We start from the raw sequence: 14,672 nt of genomic DNA on the forward strand, positions 1-14,672 counted from the left end.
GCGCTATCCGGCAAAATTTCTCACCCTTCATCTTTCGAGCCGCAGCCATGTTGGCTGATCTCATTCATCCCCAAATACCGACTTATGTCTGTTTCCGGGGATTCTTTCGCTTGCCTTGCTGCAACACGAAATCTATTGGGTACACGCTAACTATTCCCTTACGTTCGCAAGTCTTAGCGTCAAAAACGGAGATATTATTCCATTGCTAAGGCGGTGATCGCAAGGTGACTTTATCCGCGTTGAGAAGTTTCTCTCAGCTTTTAGAACGTATTGCAGTGCTTTTCAGCAGATTGTCTAAAAACCGGTCACAACTTCCTGCGGTAACCGTCTCTGTCAGTTAAGCACAGAAAAAGAGGTGGCGCTATCACAGCGCACTATTTAGAATCGCCAACCATGAAAACCAATACTCCAGCCGTACATTTTATTGCCATTTCTGCTGATGAAGCAGGACAGCGCATCGATAACTTTTTGCGCACCCAGTTAAAAGGGGTGCCGAAAAGCATGATTTATCGCATTTTGCGTAAAGGCGAAGTGCGGGTGAACAAGAAACGTATCAAACCGGAATACAAACTGGAGGCCGGGGATGAGGTGCGCATTCCCCCCGTGCGGGTGGCAGAGCGTGAAGACGATAATGTGTCACCTAAGCTGGCGAAAGTCGCCGCACTGGAACACGCCATCATTTATGAAGACGACCACATTCTCGTCATGAACAAACCGTCCGGCACTGCCGTACACGGGGGCAGTGGTCTGAGTTTCGGTGTGATTGAAGGGCTGCGTGCGCTGCGTCCAGATGCGCGCTTCCTGGAGTTAGTCCACCGCCTGGATCGCGACACCTCCGGGGTATTGCTGGTGGCAAAAAAACGCTCTGCGCTGCGTTCGCTGCACGAGCAACTGCGTGAGAAGGGCATGCAGAAGGATTACCTCGCGCTGGTACGCGGGCAGTGGCCATCCCATGTGAAAGCGGTCCGGGCACCTTTACTGAAAAATATCCTGCAAAGCGGTGAGCGCATTGTGAAGGTGAACAGTGAAGGCAAACCGTCCGAGACGCTGTTTAAAGTGGAAGAGCGTTATGCCATGGCTACGCTGGTAAAAGCCAGTCCGGTCACCGGGCGTACTCACCAGATTCGCGTACATACATTACATGCCGGGCATCCGATTGCCTTTGATGATCGCTACGGCGAAGCAGATTTTGACCAGCAGCTAAGTGGGACCGGTCTGAAACGCCTGTTCCTGCATGCCGCTGCGCTGCGTTTCACGCACCCGAATACCGGGGAAATCATGCGTGTGGAAGCGCCCCTGGACAACGAACTGAAACGTTGTCTGGAGATTCTGCGTAAACAGCATCCCGCAACCTGATCCAGGGCGAGGCGTGCCTCGCCCCTACATAAGGACACCGACTTTGTTGCGGGCAGGTAGCCCTGGCCCAAGGCGAGGCATACCTCGCCCCTACGTAAGGACACGGACTTTGTAGGGGGCAGGTAGCCCTAACCCAAGGCGAGGCATACCTCGCCCCTACGTAAGGACACGGACTTTGTAGGGGGCAGGTGGCCCTGACCCAGGGCGAGGCATACCTCGCCCCTACGTAAGGACACGGACTTTGTAGGGGTCAGGCATGCCTGACCCAGGCCCCCATGCCGTGCTTCGGTTCTACATCACACCAGTGGATTAACACCGGCGTTTCTCAGCATGTCGCACAGGGCAATCAGCGGTAGCCCTACCAGTGTATTGGGGTCACGCCCTGACAGGCGATCGAACAGTGTGATACCCAGTCCTTCACTTTTAAAGCTCCCTGCACAGTTAAGTGGCTGCTCTTTGCTGATATAGGCCACGATTTCCTCGTCACTCAGTGTGCGAAAATCGACGCTGAAGGGCTCACAAAGCACCTGTAGTGACGCGTTGCGGCTGTCATAGAGCGCCAGACCGGTATAAAACACCACGCTGTGGCCGCTGGCTGCACGCAACTGCTCCTGTGCCCGTGCGGCTGTGAGAGGTTTGCCAAAAATCTTGCCGGCTACCACGCAGACCTGGTCGGAACCAATGATTAAGTGGTCCGGGTAGCGTCCGGCCAGCGCCTGCGCTTTGGCGGTTGCCAGTCTTACCACCAGTTCAGTGGCATCTTCATCGGCCAGCGGGGTTTCATCCACCTCTGGCGCCGCGGTAATAAACGGCAGTTCCAGTTTGGCTAATAAGGCTTTTCGATAGCTCGATGTGGAGGCTAATACCAGGTGGCGCATAATTTTTTCCAGAATATATAGCGAATCAGTGTCAGGCATTTTAAACTATGCGCCGCACTGGATGCGAATCATGGGTGAAAGATGCCGCAAAACGGCCTTTTTCTTTGACTCTATGTCGTTACAAAGTTAATATGCGCGCCCTATGCAAAAGGTAAAATTACCCCTAACTCTCGATGCGACTCGTACCGCTCAAAAACGCCTGGACTACCAGGGTGTTTACACCCCTGAGCAGGTTGAGCGGATTGCCGAGTCGGTAGTGAGTGTGGACAGTGATGTAGAATGTGTCATGTCGTTTGCGATTGACGAGCAGCGTCTGGCAGTACTGAAAGGTACGGCCGAAGTTTCAGTGACGCTGTGCTGCCAACGCTGCAACAAGACTTTTCCGCAGCATGTCCACGTATCGTACTGTTTCAGCCCGGTCGTCACTGACGAACAGGCCGAAGCACTGCCGGAAGCGTACGAGCCGATCAACGTCAACGAGTTTGGCGAAACCGATCTGCTGGCAATGGTTGAGGATGAAGTCATTCTCGCCCTGCCTGTCGTTCCGGTGCATGATTCTGAACACTGTGAAGTGTCCGAGGCGGACATGGTCTTTGGTCAGTTGCCTGAAGAGGCAGAAAAACCAAACCCATTTGCCGTATTAGCCAGTTTAAAGCGTAAGTAATAGGAGTAAGGTCCATGGCCGTACAACAGAATAAACCAACCCGTTCCAAACGTGGCATGCGTCGTTCACACGATGCGCTGACCACAGCAGCTCTTTCCGTAGATAAAGTTTCTGGTGAAACTCATCTGCGTCACCACATCACTGCGGATGGTTACTACCGCGGTCGCAAGGTCATCGTTAAGTAATTCCGCGGTCCGCGGCGCTACTTTGACACGTTTGACCCTGGCGATAGATGCCATGGGCGGGGATTTCGGTCCCTGCGTGACAGTGCCTGCATCACTGCAGGCACTGGCCTTAAATCCGCATCTGCATCTCCTTCTGGTCGGCGATCCCGACACCATCACGTCATTACTTGCCAAAGCTGATTCTGCCCTTAAGGCACGTCTGCAGATCATTGCTGCCGAATCGGTTATTGCCAGTGATGCCAGACCTTCACAGGCGATCCGCGCCAGTCGTGGAAGCTCTATGCGTGTCGCGCTGGAGCAGGTGAAAGCAGGGCAGGCGCAGGCCTGTATCAGTGCAGGCAATACCGGTGCGCTGATGGGGTTAGCTAAATTATTATTAAAACCGCTGGACGGCATTGATCGCCCGGCGTTGATGACCGTGTTACCGCATCAGCAATACGGGAAAACCGTGGTGCTGGATTTAGGCGCTAATGTCGATTCGGACAGTGCTATGCTGGTACAGTTTGCCGTTATGGGCGCGGTGGTGGCAGAGGAAATCTTAGCCATCGACCGACCGAGAGTGGCACTGCTTAATATTGGTCAGGAAGAGACTAAAGGGTTAAGTTCGATACGTGAAGCCGCGGCAATACTGCGTGCATCGCCAGAACTTAACTATATTGGATACCTCGAGGGTAACGATCTTCTCACCGGTAAGACAGACGTGCTTGTTTGCGATGGTTTCGTGGGCAATGTTACGCTGAAAACGATGGAAGGTGTCGTAAGAATGTTCCTTTCGCTGTTGAATTCACAGGGCGAAGGTAAAAAGAAGGCCTGGTGGCTGGGATTGCTGGGGCGCTGGCTCAAGAAACGTCTGGCAAAGAAGTTCGGCCATCTCAATCCCGACCAGTACAATGGCGCTTGCCTGTTAGGATTACGTGGCACCGTGATTAAAAGTCATGGCGCGGCCAATCAACGCGCATTTACTGTGGCGATCCAACAGGCAGAGCAGGCGGTGCGGCGGCAAGTTCCTGAGCGAATTGCTGCGCGCCTTCAAGCGGTATTACCTAAGAGTGACTGAGCGTACATGTATACGAAGATTATCGGTACGGGCAGCTATTTGCCCGAGCAGGTGCGGACTAACGCCGATCTGGAAAAAATGGTAGAAACGTCGGATGAGTGGATTGTGACTCGTACCGGCATTCGTGAACGTCGTATTGCCGGCCCGGACGAAACCGTGGCAACCATGGGCTTCCATGCGGCCGAGCGCGCGCTGGAGATGGCCGGTATCGATAAAAATGATATCGGTCTGATCGTGGTAGCGACCACGTCGTCCAGCCACGCATTCCCAAGCTCAGCATGCATGATTCAGCAGATGCTGGAAATTGATGATGCCGCTTCCTTTGACCTCGCCGCCGCCTGCGCAGGCTTCACCTATGCGCTGAGTGTGGCCGATCAGTACATTAAAAATGGTGCAGTGAAACACGCACTGGTGATCGGCGCAGATGTTCTCGCTCGTATGCTCGATCCTGAGGATCGTGGCACCATTATCCTGTTTGGTGATGGCGCAGGCGCCGTGGTGTTGGGTGCCAGTGAAGAGCCGGGGATCATCTCTACTCATCTGCATGCAGATGGCCGTTATGGTCAGTTGCTGACGCTGCCTAACCAGGATCGTGCGAATCAGGACACGCCAGCGTATGTCACCATGGCGGGCAACGAAGTGTTCAAGGTTGCAGTGACTGAACTGGCTCACATTGTTGATGAAACGCTGGAAGCCAATAAGCTTGATCGTTCTTCTATCGACTGGCTGGTGCCGCATCAGGCAAACCTGCGTATTATCAGTGCCACTGCCCGCAAACTGGGTATGGACATGGATAAAGTCGTTGTGACGCTCGATCGTCATGGCAACACGTCGGCGGCATCTGTGCCGACCGCACTCGATGAAGCGGTACGTGATGGCCGTATTCAACGTGGTCAGTTGATTCTGCTGGAAGCTTTTGGTGGCGGGTTCACCTGGGGTTCTGCACTGGTTCGCTTTTAATTAAGCAAAAATAGCGATTAACAGGAAATCACAATGACGCAATTTGCAATGGTCTTCCCGGGACAGGGATCGCAAACGGTAGGTATGTTGGCCGATCTGGCTGCAACAAATCCGCTTGTGGAAAAAACCTTCCGCGAAGCTTCTGACGCACTGGGTTACGATCTCTGGCAGTTGGTGCAACAAGGCCCTGCTGAAGAATTGAACAAAACCTGGCAAACTCAGCCTGCTTTATTGGCTGCTTCTGTTGCCATTTTCCGCGTTTGGCAGGAAAAAGGCGGAAAAGCGCCGTCAATGCTTGCAGGGCACAGCCTGGGTGAGTACAGTGCGCTGGTTTGTGCAGGTGTCATGGCGTTTGCAGATGCGATTAAGCTGGTTGAACTGCGCGGCAAACTGATGCAGGAAGCCGTTCCGGAAGGAACTGGCGCGATGCAGGCGATTATTGGTCTGGACGATGCGTCCATCGCTAAAGCTTGTGAAGAGTCTGCTCAGGGGCAAATTGTCTCTCCGGTGAACTTTAACTCTCCGGGTCAGGTTGTGATTGCCGGTAACAAAGAAGCCGTAGAACGTGCGGGTGCTGCCTGTAAGGCCGCCGGCGCGAAACGTGCACTGCCGCTGCCTGTCAGCGTGCCGTCACACTGTGCACTGATGAAGCCTGCGGCAGATAAACTGGCCGCAGCACTCGAACAGCTGACCTTCAACGCGCCTGCCTTCCCGGTAGTGAATAACGTTGATGTGAAGTGCGAGACGTCAGCAGAAGCTATCCGTAGTGCGCTGGTACGCCAGTTGTACAATCCAGTGCGCTGGACCGGATGTGTAGAATTTATGGCCGGCCAGGGCGTAACGTCGCTGCTGGAAGTGGGTCCGGGTAAAGTTCTGACCGGGCTGACTAAACGTATTGTTGACACCCTGACAGCGGCGGCGGTAAACGACCAGGCCAGCCTGACAGCGGCGCTTGAACAATAACACGGAGAGAAACATGAACTTCGAAGGTAAAATTGCGCTGGTAACCGGTGCAAGCCGTGGAATCGGCCGTGCGATTGCAGAAACCCTGGTGGCACGTGGTGCCAAAGTTGTGGGTACTGCGACCAGCCAAAGTGGCGCCGACGCTATCAGTACCTATCTGGGTGATAACGGTAAAGGCCTGCTTCTGAACGTGACCGACAGCGCATCGATTGAAAGCGTGTTGGAAAATATTCGCGCCGAATTTGGCGAAGTGGACATTTTAGTCAATAATGCAGGCATCACGCGTGATAATCTCCTGATGCGCATGAAGGACGATGAGTGGCAGGACATCCTGGACACCAATCTGACTTCAGTATTCCGACTGTCAAAAGCGGTAATGCGTGCCATGATGAAAAAACGTGCGGGTCGAATTATTACCATTGGCTCCGTAGTTGGAACAATGGGTAATGCGGGTCAGGCAAATTACGCGGCAGCAAAAGCGGGTTTGATTGGCTTTAGCAAATCACTGGCGCGTGAAATCGCGTCCCGTGGTATTACTGTTAACGTCGTGGCACCTGGTTTCATTGAAACCGACATGACGCGTGCACTGAGCGAAGATCAGCGTGCGGGCATTCTGGCGGAAGTTCCTGCAGGTCGCCTCGGCGGCGCGCAGGAGATCGCTAATGCCGTTGCATTTTTAGCCTCTGACGAGGCCGCGTACATCACTGGTGAGACGCTGCACGTCAATGGCGGAATGTACATGGTCTGAAAATCACGAAAATATTTGCGTTATTTGGGGTAAAGGCCGCAGAATAGCGTAAAATCGTGGTTGGACCAGCCGGGATTTAGTTGCATCTTTTTCAACATTTTATACACTACGAAAACCATCGCGAAAGCGAGTTTTGATAGGAAATTTAATAGTATGAGCACTATCGAAGAACGCGTTAAGAAAATCATTGGCGAGCAGCTGGGCGTTAAGCAGGAAGAAGTTGTTAATACTGCCTCTTTTGTAGAAGATCTGGGCGCTGATTCTCTTGATACCGTTGAGCTGGTAATGGCTCTGGAAGAAGAGTTTGATACCGAGATTCCGGACGAAGAAGCTGAGAAAATCACTACCGTTCAGGCTGCTATTGATTATATCAATGGTCACCAGGCATAAGTGAGCATCTCCAGGCGGTCACTCGACCGCCTGAGTTTTATCTGAACGTCCCACACAGTGTCAACTTTTCCCTCTCTGGAGGACGAACGTGTCTAAGCGTCGTGTAGTTGTGACTGGTCTTGGCATGTTGTCTCCTGTCGGCAATACCGTAGAGTCCACCTGGAATGCTCTTGTTGCCGGTCAGAGTGGCATCAGCCTCATCGACCATTTTGATACTAGTGCCTACGCAACGCGTTTTGCTGGCTTAGTAAAAGATTTTAATTGTGATGAATTCATCTCGCGCAAAGATCAGCGCAAGATGGACGCCTTCATCCAATATGGAATTGTTGCTGGCATCCAAGCCATGCAGGATTCTGGCCTGGAAATCACCGAAGAGAACGCTGAACGTATTGGCGCTGCCATTGGCTCCGGCATTGGCGGTCTTGGTCTTATTGAAGAAAACCACACCTCTCTGGTGAATGGTGGCCCACGTAAAATCAGCCCGTTCTTTGTTCCTTCGACCATTGTTAACATGATTGCGGGTCACCTGACGATCATGTTTGGCATGAAAGGCCCAAGTATCTCCATCGCAACTGCCTGTACTTCTGGCGTGCACAACATTGGTCACGCTGCACGTATCATCGCTTATAACGATGCTGATGTTATGCTGGCTGGTGGTGCTGAAAAAGCCAGTACACCACTGGGTGTGGGCGGATTTGGTGCTGCACGTGCACTTTCTACCCGCAACGATAACCCGCAGGCGGCAAGCCGTCCGTGGGATAAAGATCGTGATGGCTTTGTACTGGGGGACGGTGCAGGTCTGGTGGTGTTGGAAGAGTATGAGCACGCGAAAAAACGCGGGGCGAAAATCTACGCTGAAATCGTCGGGTTTGGGATGAGCAGCGATGCCTACCACATGACCTCTCCACCGGAAAACGGTGCGGGTGCGGCGCTGGCGATGGTGAATGCACTGAAAGATGCACAACTGTCACCAGAGCAAATCGGCTATATCAACGCGCACGGTACCTCGACGCCGGCCGGAGATAAAGCAGAAACGCAGGCAGTGAAATCCGTCTTTGGTGCCAGTGCGAACAGCGTGATGGTCAGCTCGACAAAATCCATGACCGGTCACCTGTTAGGTGCAGCGGGCGCGGTGGAGTCGATCTTCACTATTCTTGCATTGCGCGACCAGGTCGTTCCGCCAACCATCAATCTGGATAACCCAGATGAAGGTTGTGATCTTGATTTTGTTCCGCACACGGCGCGTCAGACAAAAGGTCTGGAGTACACTTTATGTAACTCCTTCGGATTCGGCGGTACCAACGGTTCGCTTATTTTCCGTAAGATCTGAGTTTGTCCTGTCCGATTGAAAGGCCCGCACTGTGCGGGCCTTTTTTTATTCTGATCGTCAGTGAGCGACAATCAGATGATTCTGGCGGGATTGGCAGGTAATCTGGGCACTGACGATAACGGAGAGTGAGCATGATGTGGGTCAATGGTGACACGCGGGACAATATCGATATCCGCGATCGCGCAGTTCAGTTCGGCGATGGTTGTTTTACCACGGCGCGTGTTCAACAGGGCAGGGTAACGTTTCTTGAGGCCCATCTGACGCGTTTACAGCAAGCCTGCGAACGTCTTATGATCGGTGATGTTGACTGGCATAACCTCGAAAAAGAGATGAGCTTTGCTGCGACAACCCGCAGCGATGCCGTACTGAAGGTTATTTTGACGCGTGGCAGCGGCGGACGCGGTTACAGCGCAACGGGCTGCAGCCAGCCGGTACGCATCCTGTCTCTCTCTGACTATCCTGCTCATTATCATACGCTACGCCAGACTGGCGCACGGCTGGCACTCAGCAGTGTGCGCCTGGGGAAAAATCCCCACCTGGCAGGAATAAAACATCTAAACCGCCTTGAACAGGTGCTGATCCGCACAGAGCTTGAGCAGACTGCCGCCGATGAGGCGCTGGTGCTTGACAGTGACGCTATGCTGGTGGAATGCTGTGCGGCTAATTTATTCTGGCGTACGGGAAATCAGGTGTTTACCCCTGATTTAACGGCATCGGGTGTGAATGGCATTCAACGTCAATGGGTGATGCAGCAGGTGGTTCAACTGGGGTTCACCCTGACAGAAGTCCGTGCTGAGATTGACGCACTGGCGTCGGCAGAAGAAGTGCTGATCACCAACGCACTGATGCCCGTATTGCCGGTTTACCAGGTTGAGAACTGGCATTATTCATCGCGCCAGCTTTTTGGTCTGCTCAACCACCATAATGAATGACGTGGGACCTTCATGACTAAACTCCGAAAAACGATAGTAGTGCTACTCGCATTCGTGCTGATGGTTGCCGCATACGGTTACTGGCAAACACGCCAGCTGGCTGATTCTGCGTTAACGATTAACAAAGAAACGATCTTTACCCTGCCAGCAGGCTCAGGCCGCGTAGTGCTGGAGGCTCAACTGGAGTCGAAGCACATCGTGCCTGATGGCCCGTGGTTTGGCGTTCTGCTGAAGCTGGAACCTGAACTGGCGAAATTTAAAGCCGGAACCTATCGCTTCACGCCGGGAATGACCGTGCGGGAGATGCTGGCGCTGCTGGCCAGTGGTAAAGAGGCACAATTCCCCCTGCGTTTCGTTGAAGGTACGCGTATGCAGGAATGGCTCAGTCAGCTTCGCAATGCCCCTTACATTAAACATACGCTGACGGATGACAAACTCGCGACGGTGGCTGCCGCATTAAAGCTGGAGGGGGAACAGGCCGGCGTGGAAGGCTGGTTTTATCCCGATACTTATCTTTATACGGCGAACACCACCGATGTCGCACTGTTGAAACGTGCGCATGATCGCATGGTGACGCTGGTTGACAGTGAATGGCAGGGTAAAATGGATAACCTGCCGTATAAAAGCAAAAATGATATGCTGACCATGGCGTCGATCATTGAGAAAGAAACCGCGGTGAGTGACGAGCGTCGCCGCGTCGCCTCGGTATTTATCAACCGTCTGCGTCTGGGCATGCGCCTGCAAACCGACCCGACGGTGATTTATGGTATGGGTGATGCCTATAAAGGCACGCTAACACGCAAGAATCTGGAAACGCCCACGGCATATAACACTTATACGATTAACGGACTGCCGCCAGGCCCGATTGCCATGCCAGGAAAAGCCTCGCTAGCTGCGGCAGCGCACCCGGATAAAACTAACTTCCTCTATTTTGTGGCCGATGGAAAAGGAGGGCATACCTTTACCACCAATCTGGCCAGCCATAATAAAGCCGTACAGGTGTATCGCCTGGCGATGAAGGAAAAAAATGAACAGTAAATTTATCGTTATTGAAGGCCTGGAAGGCGCAGGGAAAACCACCGCACGTGATGCCGTGGTCAGCGAACTTCAGCGCCACGGCATTAACGACATTGTCTTTACCCGCGAGCCCGGCGGTACGCCGCTGGCAGAGAAACTGCGCGAGTTGATCAAGCAGGGAATAAATGATGAACCCATCACCGATCAGGCGGAACTGCTGATGCTGTACGCAGCCCGCGTACAGCTGGTTGAAAATGTCATTAAACCTGCGCTGGCACGCGGTGCCTGGGTGGTAGGGGATCGTCATGATCTCTCATCGCAGGCTTATCAGGGCGGAGGACGCGGCATGGACAGCGAGTTAATGCGCAGCCTGAAGCAGGCAGTACTGGGCGATTTTTCCCCGGACCTGACGTTGTACCTCGATGTCACGCCTGAAATTGGCCTGCAACGTGCCCGTGCCCGTGGCGCGCTGGACCGCATCGAACAGGAATCCCTCAACTTCTTTATCCGCACGCGTGACCGTTATCTGGCGCTGGCAGCCGCTGACACCCGTATTAAAACCGTGGATGCCACCCAGTCACTGGAACAGGTTACCGTCTCGCTGCGCCAGACGCTTGACCAGTGGTTACAGGAACAGCAATGAACTGGTATCCGTGGCTCAATCACAGCTACCGTCAGATCCTCAGCCAGCATCAGGCACAGCGCGGCCATCATGCTTTGCTGATTCAGGCGCTGCCGGGGATGGGCGATGATGCCCTTATCTGGGGGATCAGCCGCTGGCTGATGTGCAAGCGGCCTGATGGCCTGAAAAGCTGTGGTGAATGCCACGCCTGCCAGCTGATGCTGGCCGGAACGCATCCGGACTGGTATCGGCTGGAAGCGGAAAAAGGCAAAAGTTCGCTCGGGATTGACGCAGTCCGCAGTGTCACTGAGAAGCTGTACCATCATGCGCAGCAGGGCGGGGCAAAAGTTGTCTGGTTGCCGGATGCCGGACAGTTGACTGAGGCCGCCGCGAATGCGCTGCTGAAAACGCTGGAAGAGCCGCCGAAAAATACCTGGTTTTTACTCAGTAGCCGCGAACCCTCGCGCCTGCTGCCGACGCTGCGCAGCCGCTGTCTACTGTGGCACCTCGCTCCCCCCGCAGAAGCACAAAGTCTGCAATGGTTACAGAAACAGTCTGCGGCCGGTCTGAACGAACGTACTGCCGCCTTGCGCCTGTCAGCGGGGGCACCTGCTGCCGCTCTGGCGTTACTGGACGATAAAATCTGGCAGCAACGTCAACGGGTCTGCGAGGCGCTACCTGATGCGTTGCAGGGCGATATGCTGAGCCTGCTTCCCGCGTTACATCATGATGATGCCGCTCAGCGTATTGGCTGGCTCTGTTCACTGCTGATCGATGCCGTGAAATGGCAGCAAGGAGGCGGGCAGTTTATCAGTAACGTCGACCGCCAGGCGGATGTGATGCGTATCGCCACCCTGTTACCGACCAGCGCTATTGATGCCAGTCTGCGCCAGTGGATTATCTGTCGTGACCGCCTGCTGAATGTGGTCGCCGTCAACCGCGAATTGCTACTGACCAATCAGCTGCTGGGCTGGGAAGCCATGCTTAACCCGGCATCGGCCGGTTCACCGCTTTAGAGAGTACATTATGTTTTTAGTTGATTCCCACTGCCACCTCGATGGCCTGAATTATGAAACCCTGCACCAGGATGTGTCGGATGTGCTGGCAAAGGCTGCTGCCCGCGATGTGAAATTTATGCTGGCAGTAGCGACCACGCTGCCGGGCTACAAAGCGATGGTTGACCTGATTGGTGAACGTCCAAACGTGGCTTATTCCTGCGGTGTGCATCCGCTGAATCAGGAAGAGGCGTATGACTTCGCTGAATTGCGCGAGCTGGCCGCCCACCCGCGCGTTATCGCGATGGGTGAAACCGGGCTGGACTATTTTTACCAAAAAGAGACGATGGTGCGTCAGCAGGCTTCTTTCCGCGAACATATTCGCGTCGGGCGCGATCTGAATAAACCCGTGATCGTCCATACTCGTGATGCCCGCGAAGATACGCTGGCGATCCTGCAGGAAGAGAAAGCAGAAGAGTGTGGCGGTGTGTTGCACTGTTTTACGGAAGATCGTGAAACCGCCACCCGACTGCTGGATATGGGGTTCTATATTTCTTTCTCAGGCATTGCCACATTCAAGAACGCTGAACAGATCCGCGAAGCCGCCCGTCATGTGCCACTGGACCGTATGCTGGTGGAAACCGACTCGCCGTATCTTGCCCCGGTGCCGTACCGTGGCAAAGAAAACCAGCCTGCTTATACCCGCGATGTAGCGGAATACATGGCGGTGGTCAAAGGGGTCAGTATTGAGCAGATGGCGCAGGCGACCACAGAAAACTTCTCGCGCTTATTTCATGTGCCAATGTCGCGTCTGACAGACTGACATTGAGGCGGGGATTTCTTTTATAGCTCGTAATTAATAAGCAAAAGTCGTAAAGTGCAGCGCCCTTAAATCGGGTGCTGCATTTTTTTTGCGCAAAAAACTGGCGTTTCCCGTCAACTTTTACTAAAGAAGTGGCACGCGTTCAACGAAACGTGATAGCCATCAAACAAATTTGAGCGGATTTATTTTACCCTTCGTAATAAATACCGAGAGCGCTTAAGACGCTCCTTATTTTGCACTACCCGCAAAGGATCCTCCCCCTTTGCAACGCGCACAGCGCGAAGAAAAGCACTCATACTCAGGAGCTTTACACTATGTTCAAAAATGCATTTGCGAACCTGCAAAAGGTCGGTAAATCGCTGATGTTGCCCGTATCGGTGCTGCCGATTGCGGGGATCCTGCTGGGCGTTGGTTCTGCCAACTTCGACTGGCTGCCAGCGGTAGTTTCTCATGTGATGGCCGAAGCCGGTGGTTCGGTGTTTGCCAATATGCCGCTGATCTTCGCGATTGGTGTGGCACTGGGCTTCACCAATAACGATGGCGTTTCAGCGCTGGCCGCCGTTGTTGCTTACGGCATCATGGTGAAAACGATGGCCGTCGTGGCACCGCTGGTCCTTCACCTGCCTGCCGAAGAGATTGCGGCTAAGCACCTGGCTGACACGGGTGTACTGGGCGGGATTATTGCCGGTTCCATCGCGGCCTATATGTTTAACCGCTTCTATCGCATCAAGCTGCCTGAGTATCTGGGCTTCTTCGCGGGTAAACGCTTCGTTCCGATCATCTCCGGTTTTACCGCGATTTTCCTCGGTGTGTTGCTGTCCTTTATCTGGCCACCCGTCGGTACTGCGATTCAGGAATTCTCACAGTGGGCGGCGTATCAGAACCCGGTCGTCGCCTTTGGCATTTACGGCGTGGTTGAGCGTTCGCTGGTGCCATTCGGTCTGCACCACATCTGGAACGTTCCCTTCCAGATGCAGATTGGTGAATTCACCAATGCGGCAGGCCAGGTATTCCACGGTGATATTCCACGTTATATGGCGGGTGATCCAACGGCAGGTATGCTGTCAGGTGGTTTCCTGTTCAAAATGTACGGTCTGCCAGCCGCTGCGATTGCTATCTGGCATTCAGCGAAACCTGAGAACCGTGCCAAAGTGGGCGGTATCATGATCTCCGCCGCGCTGACCTCGTTCCTGACCGGTATCACCGAACCGATCGAGTTCTCGTTCATGTTCGTTGCGCCGATTCTGTATGCAATCCACGCAATCCTGGCGGGTCTGGCCTTCCCAATCGCTATCCTGTTGGGTATGCGTGACGGCACCAGCTTCTCGCATGGTCTGATCGACTTCATCGTTCTGAGCGGTAACAGCAGCAAAATCTGGCTGTTCCCGATTGTGGGTATCGTCTACGGCCTGGTCTACTACACCATTTTCCGTGTACTGATCGCCAAGCTGGATTTGAAAACACCTGGCCGTGAAGAAACGACCAGCGAGCAGACTGTCGGCAACGCCAGTGAAATGGCGGGTAACCTGGTGGCTGCCTTCGGCGGTAAAGATAACATCACCAATCTGGATGCCTGCATCACCCGTCTGCGCGTTAGCGTGGCGGATGTGAGCAAAGTCGACCAGGCGGGTCTGAAGAAACTGGGTGCGGCCGGTGTGGTCGTGGCAGGTTCTGGTGTTCAGGCGATTTTCGGTACTAAATCCGATAACCTGAAAACCGATATGGATGACTTTATCCGTAATTCGAAATGAT

16 protein-coding genes are annotated in these 14,672 nt (G+C 53.8%); 15 read left to right on the forward strand and 1 reads right to left on the reverse strand.

All coding sequences use genetic code 11. From position 1 onward, the window contains the following. The first annotated feature begins 393 nt into the window (after positions 1 to 393). Positions 394 to 1,356 (forward strand): 23S rRNA pseudouridine(955/2504/2580) synthase RluC, encoded by a 963-nt coding sequence (gene rluC / locus LJN55_RS08335; protein WP_227536003.1) that lies wholly within the window; start codon positions 394 to 396, stop codon positions 1,354 to 1,356. A 296-nt stretch (positions 1,357 to 1,652) separates the two neighbouring features. On the opposite strand, the gene LJN55_RS08340 is transcribed toward rluC, so the two are convergent. Next, positions 1,653 to 2,234 (reverse strand): Maf family protein, encoded by a 582-nt coding sequence (locus tag LJN55_RS08340; RefSeq protein ID WP_227536004.1) that lies wholly within the window; start codon positions 2,232 to 2,234, stop codon positions 1,653 to 1,655. A 142-nt stretch (positions 2,235 to 2,376) separates the two neighbouring features. On the opposite strand from LJN55_RS08340, the gene yceD reads away from it, so the two are divergent. The 14 genes from yceD (at position 2,377) to ptsG (ending at position 14,671) form a co-directional block, all read left to right on the forward strand. Further along, entirely contained in the window at positions 2,377 to 2,898 is a 522-nt protein-coding gene (yceD, locus tag LJN55_RS08345; protein ID WP_200640439.1) for a 23S rRNA accumulation protein YceD, read from the forward strand. Positions 2,899 to 2,912: 14 nt separating this feature from the next. After that, entirely contained in the window at positions 2,913 to 3,083 is a 171-nt protein-coding gene (rpmF, locus tag LJN55_RS08350) for a 50S ribosomal protein L32 (protein WP_003849870.1), read from the forward strand. Positions 3,084 to 3,105: 22 nt separating this feature from the next. Continuing rightward, positions 3,106 to 4,140 (forward strand): phosphate acyltransferase PlsX, encoded by a 1,035-nt coding sequence (gene plsX / locus LJN55_RS08355; protein WP_159337076.1) that lies wholly within the window; start codon positions 3,106 to 3,108, stop codon positions 4,138 to 4,140. 6 nt (positions 4,141 to 4,146) lie between these two features. Next, positions 4,147 to 5,100 (forward strand): beta-ketoacyl-ACP synthase III, encoded by a 954-nt coding sequence (locus LJN55_RS08360; RefSeq protein ID WP_200640438.1) that lies wholly within the window; start codon positions 4,147 to 4,149, stop codon positions 5,098 to 5,100. A gap of 33 nt (positions 5,101 to 5,133) precedes the next feature. Further along, the gene (gene fabD / locus LJN55_RS08365) at positions 5,134 to 6,063 is read left to right on the forward strand and encodes an ACP S-malonyltransferase (RefSeq protein WP_200640437.1); all 930 of its coding nucleotides are present in this window, start codon (positions 5,134 to 5,136) and stop codon (positions 6,061 to 6,063) included. 13 nt (positions 6,064 to 6,076) lie between these two features. Then, on the forward strand, positions 6,077 to 6,811 hold the full coding sequence (fabG, locus tag LJN55_RS08370; protein ID WP_062743729.1) for a 3-oxoacyl-ACP reductase FabG: 735 nt from the start codon (positions 6,077 to 6,079) through the stop codon (positions 6,809 to 6,811). A gap of 153 nt (positions 6,812 to 6,964) precedes the next feature. Continuing rightward, a complete protein-coding gene (gene acpP, locus LJN55_RS08375; protein WP_004157115.1) occupies positions 6,965 to 7,201 on the forward strand; it encodes an acyl carrier protein in 237 nt (78 codons plus the stop codon). Between the two features lie 88 nt (positions 7,202 to 7,289). Then, a complete protein-coding gene (gene fabF, locus LJN55_RS08380; RefSeq protein ID WP_133842830.1) occupies positions 7,290 to 8,531 on the forward strand; it encodes a beta-ketoacyl-ACP synthase II in 1,242 nt (413 codons plus the stop codon). Positions 8,532 to 8,662: 131 nt separating this feature from the next. Further along, complete coding sequence (gene pabC / locus LJN55_RS08385; protein ID WP_227536005.1) at positions 8,663 to 9,463, forward strand: aminodeoxychorismate lyase; 801 nt, start codon at positions 8,663 to 8,665, stop codon at positions 9,461 to 9,463. 12 nt (positions 9,464 to 9,475) lie between these two features. Beyond that, entirely contained in the window at positions 9,476 to 10,501 is a 1,026-nt protein-coding gene (yceG, locus tag LJN55_RS08390; RefSeq protein ID WP_227536006.1) for a cell division protein YceG, read from the forward strand. After that, complete coding sequence (gene tmk, locus LJN55_RS08395; RefSeq protein WP_133842836.1) at positions 10,491 to 11,123, forward strand: dTMP kinase; 633 nt, start codon at positions 10,491 to 10,493, stop codon at positions 11,121 to 11,123. The genes yceG and tmk overlap by 11 nt, the downstream gene beginning before the upstream one ends. Continuing rightward, a complete protein-coding gene (gene holB / locus LJN55_RS08400; protein WP_227536007.1) occupies positions 11,120 to 12,118 on the forward strand; it encodes a DNA polymerase III subunit delta' in 999 nt (332 codons plus the stop codon). The genes tmk and holB overlap by 4 nt, the downstream gene beginning before the upstream one ends. A 10-nt stretch (positions 12,119 to 12,128) precedes the next feature. Continuing rightward, on the forward strand, positions 12,129 to 12,920 hold the full coding sequence (locus LJN55_RS08405; RefSeq protein WP_227536008.1) for a metal-dependent hydrolase: 792 nt from the start codon (positions 12,129 to 12,131) through the stop codon (positions 12,918 to 12,920). A 314-nt stretch (positions 12,921 to 13,234) separates the two neighbouring features. Beyond that, positions 13,235 to 14,671, forward strand: coding sequence for a PTS glucose transporter subunit IIBC (gene ptsG / locus LJN55_RS08410; protein WP_133842842.1), 1,437 nt, complete (start codon positions 13,235 to 13,237; stop codon positions 14,669 to 14,671). The last annotated feature ends 1 nt before the right edge of the window (position 14,672 follow it).

It is taken from the genome of Erwinia rhapontici, assembly GCF_020683125.1.
GTDB lineage: Bacteria > Pseudomonadota > Gammaproteobacteria > Enterobacterales > Enterobacteriaceae > Erwinia > Erwinia rhapontici.

Excerpts from the sequence above, each read along its gene's own strand:
- rluC (WP_227536003.1), top strand. The coding sequence starts at position 394 with ATGAAAACCAATACTCCAGCCGTACATTTTATTGCCATTTCTGCTGAT.
- LJN55_RS08340 (WP_227536004.1), bottom strand. The coding sequence starts at position 2,234 with ATGCGCCACCTGGTATTAGCCTCCACATCGAGCTATCGAAAAGCCTTA.
- yceD (WP_200640439.1), top strand. The coding sequence starts at position 2,377 with ATGCAAAAGGTAAAATTACCCCTAACTCTCGATGCGACTCGTACCGCT.
- rpmF (WP_003849870.1), top strand. The coding sequence starts at position 2,913 with ATGGCCGTACAACAGAATAAACCAACCCGTTCCAAACGTGGCATGCGT.
- LJN55_RS08360 (WP_200640438.1), top strand. The coding sequence starts at position 4,147 with ATGTATACGAAGATTATCGGTACGGGCAGCTATTTGCCCGAGCAGGTG.
- fabD (WP_200640437.1), top strand. The coding sequence starts at position 5,134 with ATGACGCAATTTGCAATGGTCTTCCCGGGACAGGGATCGCAAACGGTA.
- fabG (WP_062743729.1), top strand. The coding sequence starts at position 6,077 with ATGAACTTCGAAGGTAAAATTGCGCTGGTAACCGGTGCAAGCCGTGGA.
- acpP (WP_004157115.1), top strand. The coding sequence starts at position 6,965 with ATGAGCACTATCGAAGAACGCGTTAAGAAAATCATTGGCGAGCAGCTG.
- pabC (WP_227536005.1), top strand. The coding sequence starts at position 8,663 with ATGATGTGGGTCAATGGTGACACGCGGGACAATATCGATATCCGCGAT.
- yceG (WP_227536006.1), top strand. The coding sequence starts at position 9,476 with ATGACTAAACTCCGAAAAACGATAGTAGTGCTACTCGCATTCGTGCTG.
- tmk (WP_133842836.1), top strand. The coding sequence starts at position 10,491 with ATGAACAGTAAATTTATCGTTATTGAAGGCCTGGAAGGCGCAGGGAAA.
- holB (WP_227536007.1), top strand. The coding sequence starts at position 11,120 with ATGAACTGGTATCCGTGGCTCAATCACAGCTACCGTCAGATCCTCAGC.
- LJN55_RS08405 (WP_227536008.1), top strand. The coding sequence starts at position 12,129 with ATGTTTTTAGTTGATTCCCACTGCCACCTCGATGGCCTGAATTATGAA.
- ptsG (WP_133842842.1), top strand. The coding sequence starts at position 13,235 with ATGTTCAAAAATGCATTTGCGAACCTGCAAAAGGTCGGTAAATCGCTG.